Below are 22,732 nucleotides of genomic sequence, written 5' to 3'. Positions count from 1 at the left end.
TGACGTGGGCCGATACAGCCGGCCAGCTCAATCCGTCTTGATGCGACCCGGTGCGGCGAGTTTTTCGAGCGCGTCGCCCGTGATACGCACAATGCGCCAGTCGGGCATCACGCTCGCGCCCATCTTCTCGTAGAAATCGATGGCCGGCTGGTTCCAGTCCAGCACCGACCACTCGAAGCGCCCGCACTGACGCTCGACGGCCAGCGCGGCGAGGCGTTGCAGCATCGCCGTGCCGAGACCCGTGCCACGCTGCGACGGCTGAACGTAGAGATCTTCGAGATACAGCCCGCGGCGGCCGAGGAACGTCGAAAAGTTGTGGAAGAAGAGCGCGAAGCCCACGACGCGTCCGTCCGCTTCGGCCACGAGCGCTTCCGACGAAGGCTTCTCGCCGAACAGCGCATCGTGCAGGCCTTCTTCGGTTGCGACGAACAGATGCGTGAGCTTTTCAAACTCGGCCAGCTCGAAGATCAACGCAAAAATCGCGCTGATGTCGCTGGGCGTCGCTGAGCGGATGGTGGCAGCCATCACGCTTCTTCCGGTGCGTCGGAAAGGTGGATTTCGATGCCGCCGAAGCGCGACGCAACCCAGTTATACGCGTGGCACGCGATCCACAGCAGGATGAAACCGAGGATCGCGTTCAGCAGCAGGGCACTGAACACAGTGCTCAGTTCGACGGAGCCGTAGCGGAAGAAAGCGACCAGCACGCCCAGCAGCACGATCGGCACGCTGAACGTCAGATAAACCAGAATCAGCGCCTTGGCGGTCTGACCCGGCGCGATGAAGGAGATCTGCTTTTTCATTTGAATCAAACCTGCTAGTCGTGATGGTTTCGTTGATATGGAGTGTTCAGACGAGTCCGTCGAACAGCATGATGTCGACAGTGTCGCCTTCATCGATGTCAGCCTGCTCGTGCACGAGCACGAGGAAACAGTTCGCTTCGCTCATCGAACTGAGCACGCCGGAGCCTTGTGACCCGGTTGGTGTGACGCGCCACTGCCCGTGCGCGTCGCGCGTCGCGACACCGCGCTGGAACTCCGTGCGGCCAGCGCGTTTGCGGATCGCCTGCGTGCTGGTCGCCGAAATGACCGGTTGCGGTGGAACCGTTGCGCCGGACATGACGATGAGCGCTTCGCGCACGATCTGGTAGAAGGTCACCATGACCGCAACCGGATTGCCCGGCAGGCCGAAGAAGAGCGCAGGATGACCGGCGCCGGGCCGGCCGCCGGACCACACGCGGCCGAATGCCAGCGGCCGGCCGGGGCGCATCGCAAGACTCCAGAACGCGACGTCGCCGAACGTCCGCACGAGTTGCTTCGTGAAATCCGCTTCGCCGACCGACACACCGCCGGACGTCAGCACGACGTCCGCGCTTTCGGCGGCATTGCGTAACGCGGCTTCGAGCGCGGCGGGTTCATCGCGCACGACGCCAAGATCCAGCGCGGCGATGTTCATCCGGCGCAGCATCGCAAACAGCGTGTGACGGTTGCTGTCGTACACGCAACCCGGCTCGAGCGGTTCGCCGAGTGAACGCAGTTCGTCCCCGGTGGAAAAAAAAGCGACGCGCAGGCGTCTGCGTACCGCCACTTCGCCGATACCCAGAGACGCAAGCAGACCGAGATCGGACGCACGCACGATGCGACCCGCGCGCAGCGCGGGCTGGCCCTGAGCCAGGTCCTCGCCGGCGAGACGTCGGTTGGCGCCTCGCGTCAATGCGCCTGCGGCGAAATGAACCGTGTCGGCTTCGCGGGTGACGGCTTCCTGCGGCACGATCGTGTCGCAACCCGGCGGGATCAGCGCGCCGGTCATGACCCGCACGCATTCGCCGGCCTTGATCGCCCGCTCGAACGCATGACCTGCGAGCGCCTTGCCCGCCACCCGCAGCGACACCGTGCCGGCCTGTGCTTCGAGCGATGCGCCGTCGAACGCATAGCCGTCCATCGCCGAATTGTCGTGCGCCGGCACGTTGATCGGCGAAACGATGTCATCGGCCAGCACGCGGTCGAGTGCGTCGTGCAGCGGCACACGTTCGACTGCCGTCACCGGGCTCGCCCATTCGCGCACGATCGCCTGAGCCGAGGACACCGGCAGCGCGTGAGGGTCGTACTGGACGATACAACGGGAAAAGTCGTTAAGCGTGGTCATGGGTGGAGATGCGTCGCGGCCCGGATGCGTATCCGGCGACCGTCTCGTGACGCATGCGACCGGAGGCGGCTGTGGCCGCTGCACAAGGTCTTATGCCCGTTCGAGATCGGCGAGTTCCTGCAAGGAGTTGGCATTGTAAAACGCGCGCCCGTCGGTAAAGTCGACTTCAACGCTCTTGTGGCGCGCGTACCACGTGCGGACCTTGCGTTCGCCGGCCGCGAGGTATGCCGCGAGATCGTCGGCCAGCGATGTGCGCAACAGCGCGATAACCGGATGCAGCACGGCTTCCCCGTTGGCGTCGCGTGTCGTGACGGTCGCGATGTCGGCCGCATTCGCTTCGAGCGCGTCGATCAAATGCTGCGCGAGGTCTGCGGGCAGATTCGGCGTGTCGCACGGTGCGCTCAGCACAAAGCCGGTTTGCGCCGCGCGCAGTCCAGACAGCAGCCCGGCCAGCGGGCCCGCAAAGCCGGGCAGGGAATCGCCGATGACCGTTGCGCCGAACGCGGCGCCGAGTTCGGTGTACCGCTCGACGTGACGGTTGGCGCTGATCAGGACGGGCCCGGTCTGCGGCGCGAGGCGCCTCACCACATGCAGCGCCAGCGGTTCGCCGCGCAGCAGCTGCAGCCCTTTGTCGAGGCCACCCATGCGCGTGCCGCGTCCGCCTGCGAGCACGAGTCCGGTGATCTGTCCGATGGGGATCGACATGAACGCGACGGCCTCAGCCGCCGATGTACGACATTTCGACGCGCCGTTCTTCAGCGGCGTTGGGCGTCGCGCCCGCGCTGCCGCGCAACTGCGAGTAGCGATCGGCGCGCGTGTGCCAGATGCGGGCGACGGCGGTGGCGATCTCGGCATCGCTTGCGCCGTTGCGCACGAGCGCGCGCAGATCGTGCCCGGACGAAGCGAAGAGGCACAGATACAGCTTGCCTTCGGTCGAAAGCCGGGCGCGCGTGCAACTGCCGCAGAACGCCCGGGTGACGCTGGAGATCACGCCGACTTCGCCGCTGCCGTCGGCGTAACCCCAGCGCTGGGCGGTTTCGGCGGCACTGTGGGCTTCGAGCGGTATGAGCGGGAAATGCGCGGCGATACGCGCGATGACGTCCGCTGAAGGCAGCACTTCGGTCATGTTCCAGCCGTTCGACGTGCCGACATCCATGTATTCGATGAATCGCAGCACCGCGCCCGTGCCCTTGAAGTGCCGTGCCATCGGGACGATTTCGGTGTCGTTCGTGCCGTTTTTCACGACCATGTTCACCTTGACCGGCGCGAGTCCGACGTCGTGGGCGGCTTCGATGCCTTTCAGGACGTCGTCGACCGCGAAATCCGCGTCGTTCATCCGGCGAAACAGCGCGTCGTCGAGCGCATCGAGGCTGACCGTCACACGCGTCAGGCCGGCATCCTTCAGGCTGCGCGCCTTGCGCGCGAGGAGCGATCCGTTCGTGGTGAGTGTGAGGTCGAGCGGCCGGCCGTCCGCGGTTTTCAGCACGGCGAGGCGTTCGATCAGGAATTCGAGGTTCTTGCGCAGCAGCGGTTCGCCGCCGGTCAGGCGGATTTTCTCGACGCCATGTTCGACAAATACGCGCGCGAGGCGCTCGATTTCCTCGAACGTGAGCAGGGCGCCGTGGGGCAGGAACGGGTAGTCCTTGTCGAACACCGCGCGCGGCATGCAATAGACGCAGCGGAAGTTGCAGCGATCGGTCACCGAGATGCGCAGATCGCGCAACGGACGGGCGAGCGTGTCCGTCAGCTCGCCGCGCGGCGCGTGCGCGGGACCGGAGTAATCCGGCATCGCGCTGATATCGGCAACAGGGATGATGCGTCGGGACATGATCGCGTTTGTGTCGTCTGGATGTCCATTCTAGCGGAAAGACAGGTGCCCGCCGCCGCCGATCCGCCCGACTTCGGGACATACCTGGTATGGTCGCGGCGCCACTCGCTGGCGCCGTGGAACGGCGAGGGGTCTCCAGAAACAAAAAGCCCGCCGGTGAGGGCGGGCTTTTTGCTGCTTTTTGCCGCAACAGCCAGAATCGCTTACTGCGAATGCTTTGCCGTTTCGACCTGCTGCATCGGCGCGCTGTCAGCCGGCGGAAGCGGCTTGCGCTCACGTACGACGCGTGCCGGTTTGACGGATTGAGCGGCGGCTTCCTGAGCGGCGCGCAGCTTCTCTGCGTCGGTGTTCACCCACACGAGGCCGGCCTGTTCGAGCACCGGCTGGAGGGCTTCGGCGGACAGACCGTTCGGGCGCGATGCTTCGCGTGCCGCGGCCGGGGCCGCTGCGACAACCGGCGCTTCGACAGCGGCAGGTTGAGTCTCAGCGCGGGTCTCAGCCGGAGCTTCAACTTGCACTGCCGGTGCGATCGTCGCTTCGACAGCCGGCTCGTATGCCGGTGCCGGCGTCGGCTCGACTTGCGCTTCGACAGCGGGCGCAGCCGTGTAGGCCGCCGGTTCGACCTGCGTGGCCGGCTCACTGACAGCCGGCGTGACCGGTTCGACAGCCGCAACCGGTGCGAGAGGCTCCGCCGGGGTTGCCACAACTGCCGGTGCCACTTCCACAGGCGCCGTTTCGACGTATGTGGCAGCCGGCGCCTGAACTGCGGGCGCAGCCTGCGCGACGGGCGCTTCATCGACCGGGACGATCGTTTCCGACTTCGCTGCCTTTTCGACGGCGAGAGCGGGCGTTTCGGCCGAAGCATGCAGTTCGCTGACGACAGCCGTTTGTGTTGCAACCGCGGCAACCACCACTTCCACCGGTGTCACGTCCTTTGCTTCGCTACGTTCCACGCGCGGTTCCGGCGCACGCACCGGTGCGTCTTCTGCGACATTCGCGGTATCGCCTTCTGCTTCGGCAACGTCCGCAGCCAGGTTGACGTTCGAACCGTCTTCCTCACGCTCGCGACGACCACCACGACGGCCACGACGGCGACGACGGCGCTCTTCACCTTCACGTGCAACCGCTTCCTGATCGGCGGGCGTAACGCCTTCAGCGATACCTGCCTGAACCGGCAGCGCCGCTTCAAGCGCTGCTTCCTGATTCAGCGTTTCGCCTTCCTGCGGCTGACGGCTACGACGCTCGCCACGCTCTCCGCGCTCACGACGCTCGCCGCGTTCCTGACGCTCACCACGCGGTGCACCTTCGTTGGCTTCCACGCGTTCGCCACGTTCCTGACCACGTTCGCCACGTGCATCACGACCATCGCGGCCTTCACGGGCCTCACGCGGCTCGCGGGCATTGCGGGGTTCACGTGCCTCACGCGGTTCGCGCTGCTCGCGCGGTTCACGTTGTTCACGCGGCTCGCGTGCTTCGCGGCCTTCGCGTGCTTCACGCGGCTCACGACCTTCGCGTTCCTGACGTTGCGACGGTTGACCCTGACGGCTGCCGTTCGTACCTTCGGTGCGGCCAGCCGCATCGCGACCGCCTGCGCCGCCACGACGGTTACGGTTGCGATCGCCGCCGCGTTCGCCGGTACGTTCGCCACGTTCCGTGCGGTCGCCGCGTGCAGGACGCGCAGGCTTTTCGGCCTGGACGGGTGCCGGCGCCGGCGCCGCGGGCGCCACGCCGAACAGGTTTTTCAGCCAGCCGATGAATCCGCCGCCAGCCGGCGTCACCGCGACCGGCGCGGGCGTTGCTGCAGCCGGCTTCACCGGTGCGCTCGGCGCCGGCTTTTCGGGCGTGATGCCCTTGACCGCCGCTTCCTGCTTCGGCTTCACTTCTTCGGTGCGCTTGCTGTAACCGGTTTCCGATTCCAGTTCGCGAGCCGCTTCTTCCGCCATCTTCCACGAAGCACGCGGATCGTCGAGGCGCGCATCGTCGTGACGCAGGCGCTCGAGCTTGTAATGCGGCGTGTCGAGGTGCTTGTTCGGGATCAGAACGACGTTCACCTTGAAGCGCGATTCGATCTTGTTGATTTCCGCACGCTTTTCGTTCAGCAGGAAGGCGGTCACTTCGACCGGCACCTGGCAATGAATTGCCGCGGTGTTTTCCTTCATCGCTTCTTCCTGAATGATCCGCAGCACTTGCAGCGCGGACGATTCGGTATCGCGGATGTGCCCCGTGCCGTTACAGCGCGGGCACGTCACGTGGCTGCCTTCCGACAGGGCCGGACGCAGACGTTGACGCGACAGTTCCATCAGGCCGAAACGCGAGATCTTGCCCATCTGGACGCGCGCACGGTCGTGCTTCAACGCATCTTTCAGGCGCTGCTCGACTTCGCGCTGGCTCTTGGCCGATTCCATGTCGATGAAGTCGATCACGATCAGGCCGCCCAGGTCGCGCAGACGCAACTGGCGGGCCACTTCGTCGGCGGCTTCGAGGTTCGTGCGTGCCGCCGTTTCCTCGATGTCGGCGCCCTTGGTGGCGCGTGCCGAGTTCACGTCGATCGCGACGAGCGCTTCGGTGTGATCGATCACGATGGCGCCGCCCGACGGCAGCGGGACGGTGCGCGAATACGCCGTTTCGATCTGGTGTTCGATCTGGAAGCGCGAGAAAAGCGGCACATCGTCGTGATACCGCTTCACCTTGCTGACATTGTCCGGCATCACGATGTCCATGAAGGCGCGTGCCTGGTCATGGATTTCGGTGGTGTCGATCAGGATTTCGCCGATATCTGGCTGGAAATAGTCGCGAATCGCGCGGATAACGAGGCTGGATTCGAGATAAATCAGCATCGGCTGACCCGACGAGCCGCTTTGCGACGCGGCTTCGATCGCGCGCCACAGCTGCATCAGGTAGTTCAGGTCCCACTGCAGTTCTTCGGCCGAACGGCCGATGCCGGCAGTACGCGCGATGATGCTCATGCCTTCCGGCAGTTGCAGCTGCGCCATGGTTTCGCGCAGTTCCTGACGGTCGTCGCCTTCGATCCGGCGCGACACGCCACCGCCGCGCGGGTTGTTCGGCATCAGCACGAGGTAACGGCCGGCGAGCGAGATGAACGTGGTGAGGGCCGCGCCCTTGTTGCCGCGCTCTTCCTTTTCAACCTGAACGATCAGTTCCTGGCCTTCCCTCAGCGCATCCTGGATGCGTGCCGTGCGCATGTCGACGCCGTCACGGAAATACTGGCGGGCGACTTCCTTGAACGGGAGAAAACCGTGGCGGTCTTCGCCGTAGTTGACGAAACAGGCTTCGAGCGACGGCTCGATGCGGGTGATGACACCTTTGTAGATATTGCCTTTGCGCTGTTCGCGCCCGGCGGTCTCGATGTCGATATCGATGAGTTTTTGCCCATCGACGATGGCGACGCGCAGTTCTTCCTGCTGCGTCGCATTAAACAGCATGCGTTTCATTGAACGGCTCCAGAGCGGCTCTGCCTGCCCGCGTGCCGGTTGTCAGCCGGTACGTCGAGGACAGCGGCATGCCGCGCCTTATTGTGTTTTCACAAGCACGCTGGAGCGGGAACGATGGTGGGAGAATTGCCAGATACGGGGCCGGTCCGGCATACGGACACGGTGCCGCTGGGCACACGCGAATACGGCTTCAAATAACGGCACGACACGCCGCGGGTTCTGGCAGTCCGACCTGCATCGCCTTCATGTGTCCTTCCGGCGCGCCAGCTGTGCGCAGGACCATCCGGACGAAGGCTGCGGCCATGCCGCAGCGGGAAGCTTGCTCAAAACGCCCGACTTCCCACTCGGGGTGTCTCGCCTCATTTTGACGTCGCCATGTCCCGCACTATCTGCGGGACGCGCTCGGGCGCACGCCGTATATTCGCAACCAGGAGCATCACGCGGGGCCATCAGACTGCCCGCGACCTACGCTCACCGGATAAATTCTTTTTTGCCAACATTCCGTTACCGTCGGAACCGACCATGACCGAACGCGCCTGTGGGCGCCGTCCCTGCCGGGTGCGGGTTCCGTGCGTGCAACTCGCTGCATCTCATTTTCAGGGTGAGCAGCCAGACCCCGGCGCAAGTAAAATAACGGTTTATCGCTTGCACCTGCGCAATCCGCCCGCATTCCGGTGTGATACACCAGTTAAATGCACCGGTCCAATGCGCCGGCCTTGCAGACTGCTGGGCAAATTATATTCATAATGAAAGAGTTAGGCAAAATATCCCAGAAATCGCTCAATAGCGCGGTCGCAAGCGACCAGGTCTCGATGATCGAGATCGACGACGGCGCGGCCGGACAGCGTATCGATAACTTCCTGTTACGCGTCTGCAAGGGCGTGCCGAAAAGCCATGTCTACCGGATCCTGCGCAGCGGTGAAGTGCGTGTAAACAAGGGTCGGGTCGACGCGCAATATCGCCTGCAACTGGGCGATCTGGTCCGCGTGCCACCCATCCGGATCGCGCAGGGCACGGAAGCCGCCGCGCACGTGCCGATGCCTGCGGTCGACTTCAAGATCCTCTTCGAAGACGATCACATGCTCGTGATCGACAAGCCCGCCGGCGTTGCCGTGCACGGCGGCAGCGGCGTGGCGTTCGGCGTGATCGAGCAGATGCGTCAGGCGCGTCCGCAGGCAAAATTCCTCGAACTGGTGCATCGGCTCGATCGCGAGACATCTGGCGTGCTGATGCTGGCCAAAAAAAGGGCGGCATTGGTCAATCTGCACGAACAGATCCGCGAGAACCAGATGGACAAGCGTTACTATGCGTGCGTCCATGGCGACTGGGCGAGCGACTGGGGCCGTCGGCGGGCGGTGAAAGAGCCGCTGCACAAGTATCTGACCCCCGAAGGCGAGCGGCGCGTGCGGGTGCAGCCGGACGGGCTCCCGTCGCACACCGTGTTCAACCTGATTGACTGCTGGCCTTCATACGCGCTGCTTGAGGCGGAGCTGAAAACGGGACGCACCCACCAGATTCGCGTTCATCTGCAGCATCTGGAGCTGCCGATCGTCGGTGACGCAAAATACGGCGACTTCGCGCTGAACAAGGCGCTGGCGCGCGCGAATGCGAATCCGGGGTTAAAACGCATGTTCCTGCACGCTTACCGGCTGAAACTGCAGCATCCGGCCACCGGCGACGTCCTTCAGTTCGACGCGCCGCTGCCGGCAGAATGCCGGCGCTTCGTCGACCAGCTCACCGCATTACGAGATCAACCCCAACACGAGACGAACCCGCATGGCCCGAGAGCAATTTGACCTGATCGTATTCGACTGGGACGGCACGTTGATGGATTCGACCGTGCACATCACGCGCAGCATCCAGGCCGCGTGTCGCGACCTCGGCCTGCCCGTGCCCGCCGACGAGGCAGCGAGCTTCGTGATCGGTCTCGGCCTGCGCGACGCGCTTCAGATCGCCGCACCGACGCTCGATCCGGCCGACTATCCGCGGCTTGCCGAGCGCTATCGCTTCCACTATCTGGTCAAGGATCAGACGACCGAGCTTTTCGCGGGTGTGCGCGAGATGCTTCAGGAACTGCGCGATACGGGTTATCTGCTGGCCGTCGCGACCGGCAAGAGCCGCGTGGGGCTGAACCGCGCGCTCGACCAGAGCCGCCTGACGAGCCTCTTCGACGGCACGCGCTGCGCCGACGAAACGTTCTCGAAACCCCATCCCGCGATGCTCCACGAACTCACCCGCGAACTGGGGCAGGATCCGGTGCGCACGGTGATGATCGGCGATACGACGCACGATCTGCAGATGGCGATCAATGCGGGCGTGGCGGGCGTCGGCGTGGGCTACGGCGCGCATCCGGCCACTTCGCTGACGGCGCTGACGCCGAAATTCGTCGCGGACAGCGTGGGCTCGCTGTCGTCGTGGCTGCGTGAGAACGCATGAGCGACGCGACGCACGAAGCGGTCCGCATCTGCGCTTCCAGTGATCTCGTGGACGGCGGCGCCGGCGTGCGCCATGCCGCGACGTATGGCGGCGGCGAGGCGGTTGTCTTTTTCGTCCGCTACGATGGCCGCGCGTATGGATACCTGAATCGCTGCGCGCACGTGCCGATGGAGCTCGACTGGTCGGAAGGCCAGTTCTTCGAATCGTCGGGTTTATACTTGATGTGCGCTACGCACGGCGCGATTTATGCGCCGGATACCGGTCGCTGCGTCGGCGGTCCGTGCCGTGGCGGGAGGCTGCGTCCCGTCGAGGTCGACGAGCGCGATACGCCTGAAGGCCGCGCCGTGTTCTGGCTTCCGGACGAGGAACTGTGTCCGGTCACCCCTTGATTCTTCATTCTCCGACGCATGGCCGACAATCAAAATCCTGATCCCATCGAACCCACCGGTTCGAACCGCCGTCTGCCTGAATCGGAGTCGGGCTGGGAGCGCGCGGCGCTCGAACGCATCGCGCTCGCCGCAATCACCGAGCAACGCGCGGCCCGGCGCTGGAAGATCTTTTTCCGCTTCGTGTTTCTGGGTGTCCTCGCGCTGCTGGCATGGGGCGCGTTCGACTTCAGCGGCGAGCACGTGACGACAACCGGCCGCCACACAGCGCTCGTCACGCTGGACGGCGAGATCGCGTCGGATACGAACGCCAACGCGGACGACATCAATAGCGCGCTCGACAGTGCGTTCGACGACGACGGCACCGCCGGTGTGATCCTGCGCATCGACAGCCCGGGTGGCAGTCCGGTGCAGGCTGGCATCATCAATCGCGAGATCCGGCGTCTGCGGGGCAAATATCCGTCGATTCCGCTTTACGTCGTGGTCGACGACATGTGCGCTTCGGGCGGCTATTATGTCGCCGCTGCGGCCGACAAGATCTATGTCGACAAGGCGAGCATCGTCGGTTCGATCGGCGTGCTGATGGACGGTTTCGGCTTCACAGGCCTGATGGACAAGCTCGGCGTGCAGCGCCGCCTGCATACGTCGGGCGAGAACAAGGGCTTCTTCGATCCGTTCTCACCGGAAACGCCGAAGATGGACGCGCATGCGCAACAGATGCTCGACCAGATCCACGCGCAGTTCATCGATGCCGTGCGTCAGGGCCGCGGCAAGCGGCTGCATGAGACGCCGGAGATCTTCTCAGGTCTCTTCTGGACCGGCCAGCAGAGTATCGATCTGGGCCTCGCGGACGCACTGGGCGACACTGATTACGTCGCCCGCGAAGTGATCAAGGCGCCCGATATCGTCGACTACACAGTGAAGGAAAGCATCACCGACCGCGTCGCGAAGAAATTCGGTGCGGCAGTGGGCGCGGCAGGCGTGCACGCGATGATCGCCGGCGGCAAGTTCAACCTGCGCTAACGCCACGCGGCCGCTGGGGATTGACGCGGCAACGCAGTGCCTTGATGCGGCGTGACAGTTCGGGTCCAGCCCGCGGTAGTCATGCCGGGCTGGACTGAGCGGCACCATTGGCCGCTTTGACCTCTTGCCTAAACCGCCAGCAGCAGGAAAATCGCCGGCCGCTTGTGCAGGTCGAGGGCTGACGCCTTCTTCCAGTCCGCTACCGAGCGACTTGCGATGGTTTCTTCCGGCAGCGTCAGATCGACCGCGACGCAGACGAGGGTCGACGGCGCGCAGGTCGCGATCAGCGTATCCAGCAACGCGCGGTTACGGTACGGCGTCTCGATGAAAATCTGGGTCTGTTTCGCTTTGCGCGACTGCTGTTCAAGCTCGCGCAGGCGCTTCGCGCGCTCGGCTGCGTCGACCGGCAGATAGCCGTGAAACGCGAAGCTCTGGCCGTTCAACCCCGACGCCATCAAGGCCAGCAGGATCGAGCTTGGCCCGACGAACGGCACGACCTTGACGCCGCGCTCATGGGCGCGCCGTACAAGCAGTGCGCCCGGATCGGCAACTGCCGGACAACCGGCTTCCGAAACCAGTCCGGCATCCGTGCCAGCGAGGATGGGCGCAAGCAGCTTTTCGACTTCGCCGGGCGGCGTGTTTACGTTGAGTTCCCGAATCTCGATTTCCTGGATCGGTCGTTCGGTGCCGATCTTCTTCAGGAACGCCCGCGTCGTCTTGGCGTTTTCGCCGATGTAATAGTGCAGCGCCGCGGCCTGCGCCCGGACCGGCGCGGGCAGGACGGCGGCGAGCGCATCCGCGTCGCCTTCGCCGAGTGTGTTGGGAATCAGGTAGAGAACGCCGCTCATCGTGTGCCAAAAAGTGGGTAGCCGGCCGCCAGCAGCATGCCGGTGAGCGCGATCAGCGGCAGGCCGATCAGCGCGGTGGGGTCGTCTGAATCGATTGCTTCAAGAAGCGCAATGCCGAGGCCTTCCGATTTTGCGCTGCCCGCGACGTCGTAGGGGGTCTCTGCAAGCAGATACGCCTCGAGGTCGGTGTCCGGCAGGTTGCGAAAGCGCACGCGCGTGACGACATCGACGGCCTGGGCTGTGCCCGATCCGCTGTCGAAGAGGCAAAGCGCGCTATGAAACAGCACGTCGCGACCGCGCATGGCCTGCAGTTGCGCGAGCGCTTTTGCGTGCGTGCCCGGCTTGCCGATCTGCAGGCCATCGTAAGTGGCGACCTGATCGGAACCGATGACAAGCGTACGCGCCGCGGCCCCCGCCCCGGAGCCGGCGACGGCGCGAGCCTTGGCTTCGGCGAGCCGCAGGGCGGTGGTTTCGGGGCTTTCGCCCGCGAGCGGAGTCTCGTCGATATCCGGCACGACGACGTCGAACGGAATCCGCAGACGCTCGAGCAGCTCGCGGCGATAGCGCGAACTGGAGGCGAGAATCAGGCGGGGCGGGTGATCCGGGGAATCTGGCATGGTCGACCGAAGGCTGGAAAGGCGGGCCGCAAACCGGTTTTCGGATGCGGACTTAAGTGTTTGACTCGAAAAGACAAAACGGATATGATTTCGGGCTTTTCATCGGTATGTTATTTGCGCGCGCACCTTATTGCCTGGTATTGCATGGGTTCGCGCTGCACGACATGCCGGATCTTCCCGGTCGAAAGCCCGCCGACGCAGGAGCGCACATGACTGAACATCCTGGCAAACCTGCTGGTCCTGCTGCCATTCTCGACCCTCGCGAACTCGATCTGTTCGAATTTGCTCGAAGTGGCCGGCAGGCGGCGGGCGTGGTGCGCGTGTCGCAACTGTCGCGCATGTTAAACGAAGTCCCGGCCGAGGCGCCAGACCGCGATACCGCGTTCACCTGGCAGGCTGAAGGGTCGACCCAGCCTGAATTGCAGGATGACGGCACCGAGGGCCCGCAGCCGTATCTGCGGCTCGCGCTTCACGGTTCGGCCTGGCTTTTGTGTCAGCGTTGTCTGGCTCCGTATGATCAGACGTTTAACGTCGACGCGATATACCGGATAGTCAACACTGAGGAAGAAGCGGAAGAATTTCCGCTGGATGAGGATGAAGTCGAGGTGATCGTGGGCTCACGCCAGTTCGATCTCGTCGAGTTGATCGAAGAGGAATTGCTGCTTTCGCTGCCACTGGTGCCGAAGCACGATGTTTGCCCCGAGGTTCACGAAAGTCTCGTCTCGGGCGTAAGCGGTGCGGAAGGCGAGGGCGAAGAAGCGGCGCCGGGCGAAGCTGGTGAGGGTGGCGAACCCGCGCGGCCGAATCCATTTGCGGCGCTCAAAGGGCTCAAGCAGGGCGGCCCGGGCGGCGAAAAGCACTGAACAGTTGCATGGGAGCGCGACGGTAATTCGGCGTATCTGGCCAGTCGGCCAGTGGCGATTGCGCTGTCGGGCTGTGTTAGAATTCGGAAAATTTTTAGGAGTTATCATGGCAGTTCAACAAAACAAGAAGTCGCCGTCGAAGCGCGGCATGCACCGCTCGCACGATTTCCTCGGCGCAGCACCGCTGGCTGTCGAACCGAGCACGGGTGAAGTGCATCTGCGTCACCACATTAGCCCGAACGGCTATTATCGCGGCAAGAAAGTCGTCAAGACGAAGAACGACTAATCGTTCCCGACTCGTCGCTTCACCGCGTTGCGTTCAATGACGTGTCGCGTGGCGATCAGCTCGCTTGACATTTTCCCGGCTCGACAAAAAGGCGGCATTCAACTGCCGCTTTTTTGTGCCTGAAATTCGTCGCATTCCATGACTGTAAAGCTCACGATCGATTGCATGGGAGGCGACCACGGCCCGTCCGTGACCGTTCCCGCGGCTGTGAACTTCGTTCGTTCGCATCCGGACGCGCAACTGATGCTTGTCGGCATCGAAACCGCGATCCGGGTCCAGCTGAAGAAGTTGAAGGCGGCGGACGAACCGGCACTGACGGTCGTCGCGGCCACCGAGATCGTCGCCATGGACGATCCGGTCGAAGTCGCCCTGCGCAAGAAGAAAGACTCGTCGATGCGCGTTGCGCTGAACCGGGTCAAGGAAGGCGAAGCGCAGGCATTCATCTCCGCCGGCAATACAGGCGCGCTGATGGCGGTTTCCCGTTACGTGCTGAAGACGCTCCCGGGCATTGAACGCCCGGCGATTGCGTTCGCCCTGCCGAACCGCACCGGCTATACGATGATGCTGGACCTCGGCGCCAACGTCGACTGCGAGCCGCAGCATCTGCTGCAGTTCGCCGAGATGGGGCATGCGCTCGTGTCCGCGCTCGAAGGCAAGGAGCGGCCTACCATCGGCCTCCTCAATATCGGCGAAGAAGTCATCAAGGGCAACGAGACGATCAAGCGCGCCGGCGAACTGCTGCGCGCAAGCACGCTCAACTTCCGCGGCAATGTCGAAGGCGACGATATCTATAAAGGTACCGTCGACGTCATCGTATGCGATGGCTTCGTCGGCAATGTCGCGCTGAAGACGTCGGAAGGGCTCGCGCAGATGCTTTCCGATATCATCAAGGAAGAGTTTGGCCGCTCATGGCTCACGAAGCTGATGGCCGTTCTCGCGTTGCCGGTATTGATGCGTTTCAAGAAGCGTGTCGATCATCGGCAATACAACGGCGCTGCCCTGCTAGGATTGCGAAGTCTCGTGATCAAAAGCCATGGTTCGGCCGATGCCTACGCGTTTGAGTGGGCGATCAAACGCGGGTATGATGCCGTCAAAAATGGCGTGCTCGAACGCCTTGCATCCGCGATGGAAGAGAATGCGGGTCCTCTCGAACAGGCAGCACGTGGGGCAGCCCCCGGGGTGAACCCGGAGACGGGCGGTGCGAATCAGGTCGGCCCGATCGCGGGCCAGCCAGCCGATCCCTTTGCTGCGCAATCCTCGAAGGCATAATGGCTCAATCGACTATTTATTCCCGCGTGCTGGGCACCGGCAGCTATCTGCCGCCCGGACGCGTCACGAATCAGGATCTGGCTGAACGTCTCGCGAAGCAGGGTGTCGAGACGAGCGACGAGTGGATCGTCGCGCGCACGGGCATTCACGCCCGCCATTTCGCGGAACCTGATGTCACCACGAGCGATCTCGCACTGATCGCTTCGCAACGCGCGATCGAAGCGGCCGACATCGACCCGCAGTCCATCGATCTCATCATTGTCGCTACGTCTACGCCGGATTTCGTTTTCCCGAGCACGGCGTGTCTGTTGCAGAACAAGCTCGGTATCAGGAACAACGGCGCGGCGTTCGATGTGCAGGCTGTGTGTTCCGGCTTCGCGTATGCGGTTGCTACAGCCGACAGCTTCATTCGCAGCGGGCAGCACCGTACGGCGCTCGTGATCGGCGCCGAGACGTTCTCGCGCATTCTCGATTTCAACGACCGGACCACGTGCGTGCTGTTTGGCGACGGTGCCGGTGCGGTCATCCTGCAGGCATCGGAAGAGCCGGGCGTGCTGGCGAGCGCGCTGCATGCGGACGGCAGCCATTCGAACATCCTGTGCACGCCGGGTAACGTGAACGGCGGCGTGGTGGCCGGCAGCGCGTTCCTGCACATGGACGGTCAGGCCGTGTTCAAGCTGGCCGTGAATGTGCTGGAGAAGGTCGCAGTCGAAGCGCTCGCGAAGGCCAACCTCGCGCCTGAACAGATCGACTGGCTGATCCCGCATCAAGCCAACATCCGCATCATGCAAAGCACGTGTCGCAAGCTCGGCCTTCCGCAGGAGCGGATGGTCGTCACGGTCGGTGAGCACGGCAACACGTCGGCTGCATCGATCCCGCTCGCGTTTGACGTCGCGGTGCGCGACGGGCGCATCAAGCGCGGTCAGAACGTGCTGATCGAAGGCGTGGGCGGCGGCTTTACGTGGGGCGCATCGGTCATCCGCTATTGATCGACGGGTTTGCGGCCAGCGCGGCCTGTGTCGTATCGCGCTGCCGGCCGCGCCGTCTCGTGGCGATGTCGCGCGTGTGCGGCGCCACTTCTCACCGAATTTGAGGAAGATATGAAATTTGCGTTCGTTTTTCCTGGTCAAGGCTCGCAGTCGGTTGGCATGCTCAACGCGTTTGCCGATCACGCCATTGTGCGCGAGACGGTCCAGGAAGCCTCCGACGCGCTCGGTCAGGATCTCGGCAAGCTGATCGCCGAAGGCCCGGCCGACGATCTGAATCTCACCGCCAATACCCAGCCTGTCATGCTGACCGCCGCCTATGCGATCTATCGTGCGTGGCAGACGGCCGGCGGCTCGGCGCCGGCAATCGTCGCCGGGCATAGCCTCGGCGAATACACGGCGCTGGTGGCGTCGGGCGCGCTCGCATTCCGCGATGCTGTCCCGCTCGTGCGTTTTCGCGCACAGGCGATGCAGACCGCGGTGCCGGTCGGTCAGGGCGGCATGGCTGCGATTCTCGGTCTCGATGACGACGCAGTGCGCGCGGTGTGCGCCGAAGCGTCGTCGGCGGGTGTCGTCGAGGCAGTGAATTTCAACGCGCCCTCGCAGGTCGTCATCGCCGGTCACAAGGCGGCCGTCGAAAAGGCGTGCGAAGTCGCGAAGGCGAAGGGTGCAAAACGCGCGCTGCCGCTGCCGGTCTCGGCACCGTTCCACTCGTCGCTCCTGAAGCCGGCTTCGGACCAGTTGCGTGCGTATCTCGCGAATGTTGAAGTGCAGGTGCCGGTGATTCCGGTCATCAACAACGTCGACGTCGCCGTGGTTTCGGAACCGGCCGCCATCAAGGACGCGCTCGTGCGCCAGGCCGCCGGCGCGGTACGCTGGGTGGAATGCGTGCAGGCAATGGCGGGTCAGGGCGTCACGCACGTCATCGAATGCGGCCCGGGCAAGGTGCTGGCAGGTCTGACAAAGCGCATCGACGGTAACCTCGTCGGCGCATCGATCGTCGATCCGGCATCGCTCGACGAAGCACTCAAGCTCGCGACGGCCTAAGTCGTCCTGGCCACGGCCGGCAGGTGCAAGCCAGCGGCCGGGCAGCAGAATCATCGATTTCAGCCCGCACTTCGTGGGCAATCCGGACATCAAGATGGAAAAGACTCTCGACAAGCAGATTGCCATTGTGACGGGCGCCTCGCGCGGCATCGGCCGTGCGATTGCGCTCGAACTGGCACGCCAGGGTGCGACCGTGATCGGTACGGCCACGAGCGAAGCAGGCGCAACCGCGATCACCGAAGCATTCAAGGCCGAAGGCGTGAACGGCCGCGGTGCCGTGCTCAACGTCAACGACGCCTCGGCTGCGGAAGCGCTGATCGATGGCACGGTCAAGGAATTCGGCGCGCTCAACGTGCTCGTGAACAATGCCGGCATCACGCAGGACCAGCTGGCCATGCGCATGAAAGACGATGAATGGGATTCGGTGGTCGACACCAACCTCAAGTCGGTTTTCCGTCTGTCGCGCGCCGTGCTGCGTCCGATGATGAAGGCGCGTGGCGGCCGGATCATCAACATCACGTCGGTGGTTGGCTCGACAGGCAATCCGGGGCAGGTGAACTACGCGGCGGCGAAGGCCGGCGTAGCGGGCATGACCCGTGCGCTCGCGCGCGAAATCGGCAGCCGCAACATCACGGTTAACTGCGTGGCGCCGGGTTTCATCGACACCGACATGACGAAGTCACTGCCCGAAGAGCAGCAAACCGCGCTTAAAACGCAGATTCCGCTTGGCCGTCTGGGCAGCCCGGAAGATATCGCGCACGCCGTCGTATTTCTCGCTTCACCGCATGCTGGCTACATCACGGGCACGACGCTGCACGTGAATGGCGGCATGTACATGTCGTAAAAGTTTTCATTTTTCATCCGCGGCTTATACCTTTCGGGTAAACGTGCCGTGGGTGGTGGGTCAGCAACCGTGCGCGCCGCTTTTTTAGAGTGTCAAACCTGATAAAATGCGCGCACCTGCATTTTTGAACTTCTTTCCCTTGGAGGGGTAATGGACAACATCGAACAGCGCGTCAAGAAGATCGTCGCAGAACAACTGGGCGTTGCCGAAGCAGAAATCAAGACCGAAGCATCGTTCGTGAACGACCTCGGCGCTGACTCGCTCGACACCGTCGAACTCGTGATGGCCCTCGAAGACGAATTCGGCATGGAAATTCCGGATGAAGAAGCCGAGAAGATCACGACCGTCCAGCAAGCGATCGACTACGCCCGCGCAAACGTCAAGGCCTAAGGTCATTCGGACTTTTGGCGGGATTTTGCCAGGTTAACAGCCACAGGGTTCACAGGGCATGTTCCTGTGGCCGCTGTGGCTTTTGCTTTTGTCATCTATGAAAACGAGGTTACCGTGAGCCGTCGTCGAGTTGTTGTTACAGGCCTGGGGCTCATTTCGCCTGTTGGCAATAATGTTGCCGACGGCTGGGCCAATCTGGTCGCCGGCAAGTCCGGGATTGCCGACATCACGAAGTTCGATGCGTCGAACTTCTCGACCCGCTTCGCCGGCGAGGTCAAGGGCTTCAATATCGAGGACTACATCCCCGGTAAGGAGGCGCGCCATATGGATACATTCATCCATTACGGCATTGCCGCCGGCATTCAGGCGATGAAGGACAGCGGCCTCGAAATCACCGAAGAAAACGCGGAACGCGTCGGGGTGATCGTTGGCTCGGGCATTGGCGGCCTGCCGATGATCGAAGTGACGCAGACGGAACTGCTGAATCGCGGCCCGCGCCGGATTTCTCCGTTCTTCGTGCCGGCGTCGATCATCAACATGATCTCCGGCCATCTGTCGATCAAGTTCGGCCTTAAAGGCCCGAACCTCGCGATTGTCACGGCCTGTACCACGGGTCTGCACTGCATCGGCGAAGCATCGCGCCTGATCGAATACGGCGACTGCGACGTGATGATTGCAGGCGGCGCGGAATCGACGGTGTCGCCGCTCGGGATCGGTGGCTTTGCTGCGGCGCGCGCGCTGTCGCAACGCAACGACGATCCGGCGACGGCGAGCCGTCCGTGGGACAAGGACCGCGACGGTTTCGTGCTGGGTGAGGGCGCGGGCGTGATGGTGCTCGAGGAGTACGAGCACGCAAAGGCACGTGGCGCGAAGATCTACGCTGAAGTGTCCGGTTACGGCATGAGCGGCGACGCGTATCACATGACCGCTCCGCTCGAAGATGGCGACGGCGCTCGCCGCTGCATGCTGGCGGCGATGAAGAACGCGGGTATCAACGCGGATCAGGTGAACTACCTGAACGCGCACGGTACGTCGACACCGCTCGGCGACCTCGCTGAGACGACCGGCATCAAGCGCGCCTTCGGCGATCACGCGAAGAACATGGTCGTGAATTCGACCAAATCGATGACCGGGCATCTGCTCGGCGGCGCGGGCGGGCTCGAATCGGTGTTCACCGTGCTGGCCGTGCACCATCAAATCTCGCCGCCGACCATCAACATTTTCAACCAGGATCCGGCCTGCGATCTCGACTACTGCGCAAACACCGCGCGGGAAATGAAGATCGACGTCGCGCTGAAGAACTCGTTCGGGTTCGGCGGCACGAACGGCACGCTGGTCTTCAAGCGCGCCTGACGGCTTGACCGTTCACGTTGGGATAGCTGATCCGGCGTACAGTGCCGGATCAGCGCCGCCAGATGGAGCGCCAAAGCGCATTGCGCTGGGGCGCTCGCTGGCGATGCGCTGGGCAATCGCAATTTTCGTCGTAATCGCGTCTTCGGCCACTTTTACCTGTCTCGCGCCGCGTCTCGGTGCCGGGCGGGCGTTTCCTCTGGTTTTCGCCGTTTTCATGCTCCTCGTAATCGGCGCCCGCGGTTGGGAGCGCACCCAGGCGCAATGGCTGCGAATCGGAGCAAATGGCCTGTGGTTATGGCACGGGCAGGATGCTGCGCCCGTTGAGGCCCGGATAACCGGCTGTTCGCAATGGAGCAACCGGCTCCTCATTCTTGCGATTGCAGGAGAGAACGAGCGCCTCAATCCGTTGTTTGTTGCGGCCGATGCGGTACCGGCCAGCGTCTTCCTCGAACTGTCGGTCCTTGGCCGGCGGGGCTCTCCAGCTTCACTGTAAAGACTGTAACCACTGTTACCAGCGTAACGTGACACGATGATGGGGACGCTACAATGGTGCCCCGCCATGCGCCCCATAGTTAACGGATTTATCAGGTGAGCGAAAAAGAAATTGATCAGGTGCTGGTCGAGCGCGTCCAGAAGGGCGACAAGGCCGCGTTCGAGCTTCTGGTCACCAAATACCACCGCAAGATCATCCGGCTGATCTCGCGCCTTGTGCGGGACCCCGCCGAGGTCGAGGACGTCGCCCAGGATGCGTTTATCAAGGCGTATCGGGCACTTCCCCAATTTCGGGGCGAATCCGCGTTTTATACGTGGTTGTACCGTATTGCAGTGAACACGGCGAAGAACTACCTTGCGACCCAGGGCCGCCGTGCGCCAACTTCGACCGAAGCGGATGCTGAAGAAGCTGAAACTTTCTCGGATGCCGACCAACTAAGGGATATCAACACGCCTGAGTCGATGTTGATGAGCAAGCAGATCGCTGAGACGGTCAATGCTGCAATGGCGGTTTTACCGGAAGAGTTGCGCACCGCCATTACTCTTCGTGAAATTGAAGGTTTGAGCTACGAAGAAATCGCTGAGATGATGGGGTGCCCTATCGGTACTGTCAGATCGCGGATTTTTCGCGCTCGCGAAGCCATTGCGGCAAAATTGCGTCCGTTGCTTGACACACCCGAGGGCAAGCGCTGGTAATGGCCAGCCGGCCGGACGGGCAGGGGCGCAATATCTGGGTTAGGTGGTGTCACTATGAGTGTCAGTAAGATGGGGAGCATCATGGGGTCGGTCTCGATGCAATCGCAAGCAAGCTCGCGAGGCGAGCGTCTGTCCGCTTTTGTCGACGGAGAGCTGTCCGGCGAAGAGCATCTGAACAAATTTATCGCGGATCTGGATCGTGAAGACCGTGCGGTGTGGGCGGATTACCACCTGATCGGCGACGCGCTGCGTTCCGACGATCTCGCTGTGAGTCCGGCTGCCAGTCAGGCATTCATGGCGGGTTTTGCAGCACGCTTCGAGGCGGAAGCGCATGTGCTCGCGCCTGCGGCGATGCCGGTCGCGCAACGTCTGCTGGCACTGCGCCGCCGGGTTGTGCCAGCGTTCGCGGTAGCCGCCGCAGCGGCAACGCTCACGTGGATCGTCGTCCCGCAGCTGCAAGGCGTCGGTAATACGCCGGGCGGTGCGCAGCAAATGGCATCGGTATCGCCCGATTCCATGCAGCGTGTGGCGATGGCCTCGGTGCCGGTCGTGAATGTGCAACCGGCCGTGCAGGACGTAAACATCATCCGTGACGCCAATCTCGACCAGTATCTGGAAGCCCATCAGCAGTTTGCACAGCAGCCGGTTGTTCCCGGATCGATGCCGCTGATTCGTGCTGCCGCCGCCGTGACCTCGCAGGGCCAATAGTTGATGCAGACATTGCGGTTCAATAAAACGACAAACTGGGGGCGGCTGCCGGCATTTCTGTTCTGTGCAGCCGTACTGCTTTCGGCAACATCCCGCGCTTTCGCGCAATCCGGCGATTCTGCCGCCGACCACCGCACGGCGGCCGACTGGCTGAATCGCATCCATCAGGCGGCGCAGCAGCAGAATTACGAGGGCGCGTTCGTCTATCAGCGCGGTTCGTTCGTGCAGTCTTCGCGCATCTCGCACTATGCGACGCGTACCGACGGCGAATACGAGCAGCTGGAAAGCCTCGACGGCAAACCGCGCAAAATGCTGCGTCATAACGACGACCTCTATACGTTCGTGCCCGAACGTCATCTGTGCGTCGTAGAAAAACGTCAGAACAAGGATTCGTTCCCTGCGCTGCTATCCGCGCCGGGCGACCAGGTGCTATCGGTTTATGAACCAAAGCTGCTTGGTACGGATCGCGTGGCCGGAATCGACAGCCAGGTGATCGAACTCGATCCGAAAGACGCGTACCGTTACGCCTACAAACTGTGGGCCGACACGAAAACGGGGCTGCTGCTGCGGGCGCAGACGCTCGATCCTGCTGGTCAGGTGCTCGAGCAGCTGTCGTTTTCGCAGATCCGCATTGGGGTGCCGGTCGACAAGGCGGCCATCGTCAACGGCATTCACAACACGGCAGGATGGACGGTCGTGCATCCGCCGATTGAACCGGTCGACATGGAAGCACAAGGCTGGCAGATGCCGGCGGGGGCGCCGGGTTTCCGCAAGATTCGTGAGTTGCGCCGGCCAATGGCTGCCCGCGACGCCGGCGATCCAACCATCCCGGTCGATCAGGCGGTGTTCTCGGACGGTCTCGCGGCCATTTCGATCTTCGTCGAGCCTGTCGAAAAGAACACGCGAAAGGAGGGGTCGGGCAGCAGCGGAGCCACACATGTACTCGTGAAGCGCCACGGCGATTTCTGGATTACCTTGCTCGGGGAAGTGCCCCAGGCCACGTTGCAGCAATTTGCGTCTGCCATAGAATACAAGGCTACAAAGTAATCCTCCGGCTCAAGACCCT

General features: G+C 63.1%; 24 protein-coding genes. 16 read left to right on the top strand and 8 right to left on the bottom strand.

Translation table 11 applies throughout. The features are described 5' to 3' along the window. Nucleotides 1-27: 27 nt before the first annotated feature. The 6 genes from LPA36_RS18050 to LPA36_RS18025 form a co-directional block, all read right to left on the bottom strand. Complete coding sequence (locus LPA36_RS18050) at nt 28-525, bottom strand: GNAT family N-acetyltransferase (protein WP_228879470.1); 498 nt, start codon at nt 523-525, stop codon at nt 28-30. Next, nucleotides 525-800 carry a hypothetical protein gene (locus LPA36_RS18045; protein WP_090529165.1) on the bottom strand — a complete coding sequence of 92 codons (276 nt, stop codon included), beginning with the start codon at nt 798-800 and terminating at the stop codon, nt 525-527. The genes LPA36_RS18050 and LPA36_RS18045 overlap by 1 nt, the downstream gene beginning before the upstream one ends. A gap of 46 nt (nt 801-846) precedes the next feature. Further along, the gene (gene moeA / locus LPA36_RS18040) at nt 847-2,142 is read right to left on the bottom strand and encodes a molybdopterin molybdotransferase MoeA (protein WP_228879467.1); all 1,296 of its coding nucleotides are present in this window, start codon (nt 2,140-2,142) and stop codon (nt 847-849) included. A 90-nt stretch (nt 2,143-2,232) separates the two neighbouring features. Beyond that, entirely contained in the window at nt 2,233-2,847 is a 615-nt protein-coding gene (gene mobA, locus LPA36_RS18035) for a molybdenum cofactor guanylyltransferase MobA (protein WP_228879465.1), read from the bottom strand. A gap of 13 nt (nt 2,848-2,860) precedes the next feature. Next, nucleotides 2,861-3,970 carry a GTP 3',8-cyclase MoaA gene (gene moaA / locus LPA36_RS18030; protein ID WP_228879462.1) on the bottom strand — a complete coding sequence of 370 codons (1,110 nt, stop codon included), beginning with the start codon at nt 3,968-3,970 and terminating at the stop codon, nt 2,861-2,863. A 203-nt stretch (nt 3,971-4,173) separates the two neighbouring features. Next, nucleotides 4,174-7,422 (bottom strand): Rne/Rng family ribonuclease, encoded by a 3,249-nt coding sequence (locus LPA36_RS18025; protein WP_228879459.1) that lies wholly within the window; start codon nt 7,420-7,422, stop codon nt 4,174-4,176. Between the two features lie 746 nt (nt 7,423-8,168). On the opposite strand from LPA36_RS18025, the gene LPA36_RS18020 reads away from it, so the two are divergent. From LPA36_RS18020 to LPA36_RS18005, 4 genes are read left to right on the top strand one after another with little or no spacing between them, the layout of a single operon-like run. Continuing rightward, on the top strand, nt 8,169-9,218 hold the full coding sequence (locus tag LPA36_RS18020) for an RluA family pseudouridine synthase (protein ID WP_228879456.1): 1,050 nt from the start codon (nt 8,169-8,171) through the stop codon (nt 9,216-9,218). Next, the gene (locus LPA36_RS18015) at nt 9,199-9,858 is read left to right on the top strand and encodes an HAD-IA family hydrolase (RefSeq protein WP_228879453.1); all 660 of its coding nucleotides are present in this window, start codon (nt 9,199-9,201) and stop codon (nt 9,856-9,858) included. Before LPA36_RS18020 ends, LPA36_RS18015 begins: the two co-directional genes overlap by 20 nt. After that, nucleotides 9,855-10,247 carry a Rieske (2Fe-2S) protein gene (locus LPA36_RS18010; RefSeq protein WP_228879451.1) on the top strand — a complete coding sequence of 131 codons (393 nt, stop codon included), beginning with the start codon at nt 9,855-9,857 and terminating at the stop codon, nt 10,245-10,247. The genes LPA36_RS18015 and LPA36_RS18010 overlap by 4 nt, the downstream gene beginning before the upstream one ends. Before the next feature lie 18 nt (nt 10,248-10,265). After that, complete coding sequence (locus LPA36_RS18005) at nt 10,266-11,267, top strand: S49 family peptidase (RefSeq protein ID WP_228879448.1); 1,002 nt, start codon at nt 10,266-10,268, stop codon at nt 11,265-11,267. Nucleotides 11,268-11,395: 128 nt separating this feature from the next. Here the strand turns inward: LPA36_RS18005 and LPA36_RS18000 are convergent, their stop codons facing one another. Both LPA36_RS18000 and LPA36_RS17995 read right to left on the bottom strand, forming a co-directional pair. After that, nucleotides 11,396-12,115, bottom strand: coding sequence for an SAM-dependent methyltransferase (locus LPA36_RS18000; RefSeq protein WP_228879446.1), 720 nt, complete (start codon nt 12,113-12,115; stop codon nt 11,396-11,398). Then, nucleotides 12,112-12,732: a Maf-like protein gene (locus LPA36_RS17995; protein ID WP_228879444.1), complete on the bottom strand. Its 621-nt coding sequence runs from the start codon at nt 12,730-12,732 to the stop codon at nt 12,112-12,114. Before LPA36_RS17995 ends, LPA36_RS18000 begins: the two co-directional genes overlap by 4 nt. A gap of 209 nt (nt 12,733-12,941) precedes the next feature. On the opposite strand from LPA36_RS17995, the gene LPA36_RS17990 reads away from it, so the two are divergent. The 12 genes from LPA36_RS17990 to LPA36_RS17935 all read left to right on the top strand — a co-directional run bounded on the left by LPA36_RS17990 (nt 12,942) and on the right by LPA36_RS17935 (nt 22,713). Next, nucleotides 12,942-13,595: a DUF177 domain-containing protein gene (locus LPA36_RS17990; protein ID WP_228879738.1), complete on the top strand. Its 654-nt coding sequence runs from the start codon at nt 12,942-12,944 to the stop codon at nt 13,593-13,595. 106 nt (nt 13,596-13,701) lie between these two features. Then, nucleotides 13,702-13,881 (top strand): 50S ribosomal protein L32, encoded by a 180-nt coding sequence (rpmF, locus tag LPA36_RS17985; protein WP_076785234.1) that lies wholly within the window; start codon nt 13,702-13,704, stop codon nt 13,879-13,881. A 138-nt stretch (nt 13,882-14,019) separates the two neighbouring features. Beyond that, the gene (gene plsX / locus LPA36_RS17980; protein ID WP_228879442.1) at nt 14,020-15,150 is read left to right on the top strand and encodes a phosphate acyltransferase PlsX; all 1,131 of its coding nucleotides are present in this window, start codon (nt 14,020-14,022) and stop codon (nt 15,148-15,150) included. Beyond that, on the top strand, nt 15,150-16,139 hold the full coding sequence (locus tag LPA36_RS17975; protein WP_228879440.1) for a beta-ketoacyl-ACP synthase III: 990 nt from the start codon (nt 15,150-15,152) through the stop codon (nt 16,137-16,139). Before plsX ends, LPA36_RS17975 begins: the two co-directional genes overlap by 1 nt. Before the next feature lie 111 nt (nt 16,140-16,250). Further along, nucleotides 16,251-17,183, top strand: coding sequence for an ACP S-malonyltransferase (gene fabD, locus LPA36_RS17970; protein WP_228879438.1), 933 nt, complete (start codon nt 16,251-16,253; stop codon nt 17,181-17,183). Nucleotides 17,184-17,277: 94 nt separating this feature from the next. Continuing rightward, on the top strand, nt 17,278-18,027 hold the full coding sequence (fabG, locus tag LPA36_RS17965) for a 3-oxoacyl-ACP reductase FabG (RefSeq protein ID WP_228879434.1): 750 nt from the start codon (nt 17,278-17,280) through the stop codon (nt 18,025-18,027). Nucleotides 18,028-18,177: 150 nt separating this feature from the next. Continuing rightward, nucleotides 18,178-18,417: an acyl carrier protein gene (gene acpP, locus LPA36_RS17960; protein WP_014897657.1), complete on the top strand. Its 240-nt coding sequence runs from the start codon at nt 18,178-18,180 to the stop codon at nt 18,415-18,417. Between the two features lie 114 nt (nt 18,418-18,531). Beyond that, complete coding sequence (gene fabF, locus LPA36_RS17955; RefSeq protein ID WP_228879431.1) at nt 18,532-19,770, top strand: beta-ketoacyl-ACP synthase II; 1,239 nt, start codon at nt 18,532-18,534, stop codon at nt 19,768-19,770. A 103-nt stretch (nt 19,771-19,873) separates the two neighbouring features. Further along, nucleotides 19,874-20,263, top strand: coding sequence for a hypothetical protein (locus tag LPA36_RS17950; RefSeq protein ID WP_228879428.1), 390 nt, complete (start codon nt 19,874-19,876; stop codon nt 20,261-20,263). 95 nt (nt 20,264-20,358) lie between these two features. Next, entirely contained in the window at nt 20,359-20,958 is a 600-nt protein-coding gene (gene rpoE, locus LPA36_RS17945; RefSeq protein ID WP_096717241.1) for an RNA polymerase sigma factor RpoE, read from the top strand. Between the two features lie 81 nt (nt 20,959-21,039). Continuing rightward, nucleotides 21,040-21,666 carry a sigma-E factor negative regulatory protein gene (locus LPA36_RS17940; protein ID WP_228879736.1) on the top strand — a complete coding sequence of 209 codons (627 nt, stop codon included), beginning with the start codon at nt 21,040-21,042 and terminating at the stop codon, nt 21,664-21,666. Between the two features lie 3 nt (nt 21,667-21,669). Beyond that, nucleotides 21,670-22,713 (top strand): MucB/RseB C-terminal domain-containing protein, encoded by a 1,044-nt coding sequence (locus LPA36_RS17935; protein ID WP_228879426.1) that lies wholly within the window; start codon nt 21,670-21,672, stop codon nt 22,711-22,713. Nucleotides 22,714-22,732 lie beyond the last annotated feature (19 nt).

This window comes from Paraburkholderia saeva (assembly GCF_907164555.1).
Classification (GTDB): Bacteria; Pseudomonadota; Gammaproteobacteria; order Burkholderiales; family Burkholderiaceae; genus Paraburkholderia; species Paraburkholderia saeva.
This window is presented reverse-complemented; position numbering and strand designations above follow the sequence as displayed.

Bases quoted from the DNA above. Each gene is read 5' to 3' on its own strand.
- LPA36_RS18050 (WP_228879470.1), bottom strand. From the start codon at position 525: ATGGCTGCCACCATCCGCTCAGCGACGCCCAGCGACATCAGCGCGATT.
- LPA36_RS18045 (WP_090529165.1), bottom strand. From the start codon at position 800: ATGAAAAAGCAGATCTCCTTCATCGCGCCGGGTCAGACCGCCAAGGCG.
- moeA (WP_228879467.1), bottom strand. From the start codon at position 2,142: ATGACCACGCTTAACGACTTTTCCCGTTGTATCGTCCAGTACGACCCT.
- mobA (WP_228879465.1), bottom strand. From the start codon at position 2,847: ATGTCGATCCCCATCGGACAGATCACCGGACTCGTGCTCGCAGGCGGA.
- moaA (WP_228879462.1), bottom strand. From the start codon at position 3,970: ATGTCCCGACGCATCATCCCTGTTGCCGATATCAGCGCGATGCCGGAT.
- LPA36_RS18025 (WP_228879459.1), bottom strand. From the start codon at position 7,422: ATGAAACGCATGCTGTTTAATGCGACGCAGCAGGAAGAACTGCGCGTC.
- LPA36_RS18020 (WP_228879456.1), top strand. From the start codon at position 8,169: ATGAAAGAGTTAGGCAAAATATCCCAGAAATCGCTCAATAGCGCGGTC.
- LPA36_RS18015 (WP_228879453.1), top strand. From the start codon at position 9,199: ATGGCCCGAGAGCAATTTGACCTGATCGTATTCGACTGGGACGGCACG.
- LPA36_RS18010 (WP_228879451.1), top strand. From the start codon at position 9,855: ATGAGCGACGCGACGCACGAAGCGGTCCGCATCTGCGCTTCCAGTGAT.
- LPA36_RS18005 (WP_228879448.1), top strand. From the start codon at position 10,266: ATGGCCGACAATCAAAATCCTGATCCCATCGAACCCACCGGTTCGAAC.
- LPA36_RS18000 (WP_228879446.1), bottom strand. From the start codon at position 12,115: ATGAGCGGCGTTCTCTACCTGATTCCCAACACACTCGGCGAAGGCGAC.
- LPA36_RS17995 (WP_228879444.1), bottom strand. From the start codon at position 12,732: ATGCCAGATTCCCCGGATCACCCGCCCCGCCTGATTCTCGCCTCCAGT.
- LPA36_RS17990 (WP_228879738.1), top strand. From the start codon at position 12,942: ATGACTGAACATCCTGGCAAACCTGCTGGTCCTGCTGCCATTCTCGAC.
- rpmF (WP_076785234.1), top strand. From the start codon at position 13,702: ATGGCAGTTCAACAAAACAAGAAGTCGCCGTCGAAGCGCGGCATGCAC.
- plsX (WP_228879442.1), top strand. From the start codon at position 14,020: ATGACTGTAAAGCTCACGATCGATTGCATGGGAGGCGACCACGGCCCG.
- LPA36_RS17975 (WP_228879440.1), top strand. From the start codon at position 15,150: ATGGCTCAATCGACTATTTATTCCCGCGTGCTGGGCACCGGCAGCTAT.
- fabD (WP_228879438.1), top strand. From the start codon at position 16,251: ATGAAATTTGCGTTCGTTTTTCCTGGTCAAGGCTCGCAGTCGGTTGGC.
- fabG (WP_228879434.1), top strand. From the start codon at position 17,278: ATGGAAAAGACTCTCGACAAGCAGATTGCCATTGTGACGGGCGCCTCG.
- acpP (WP_014897657.1), top strand. From the start codon at position 18,178: ATGGACAACATCGAACAGCGCGTCAAGAAGATCGTCGCAGAACAACTG.
- LPA36_RS17950 (WP_228879428.1), top strand. From the start codon at position 19,874: ATGCGCTGGGCAATCGCAATTTTCGTCGTAATCGCGTCTTCGGCCACT.
- LPA36_RS17940 (WP_228879736.1), top strand. From the start codon at position 21,040: ATGGGGTCGGTCTCGATGCAATCGCAAGCAAGCTCGCGAGGCGAGCGT.
- LPA36_RS17935 (WP_228879426.1), top strand. From the start codon at position 21,670: ATGCAGACATTGCGGTTCAATAAAACGACAAACTGGGGGCGGCTGCCG.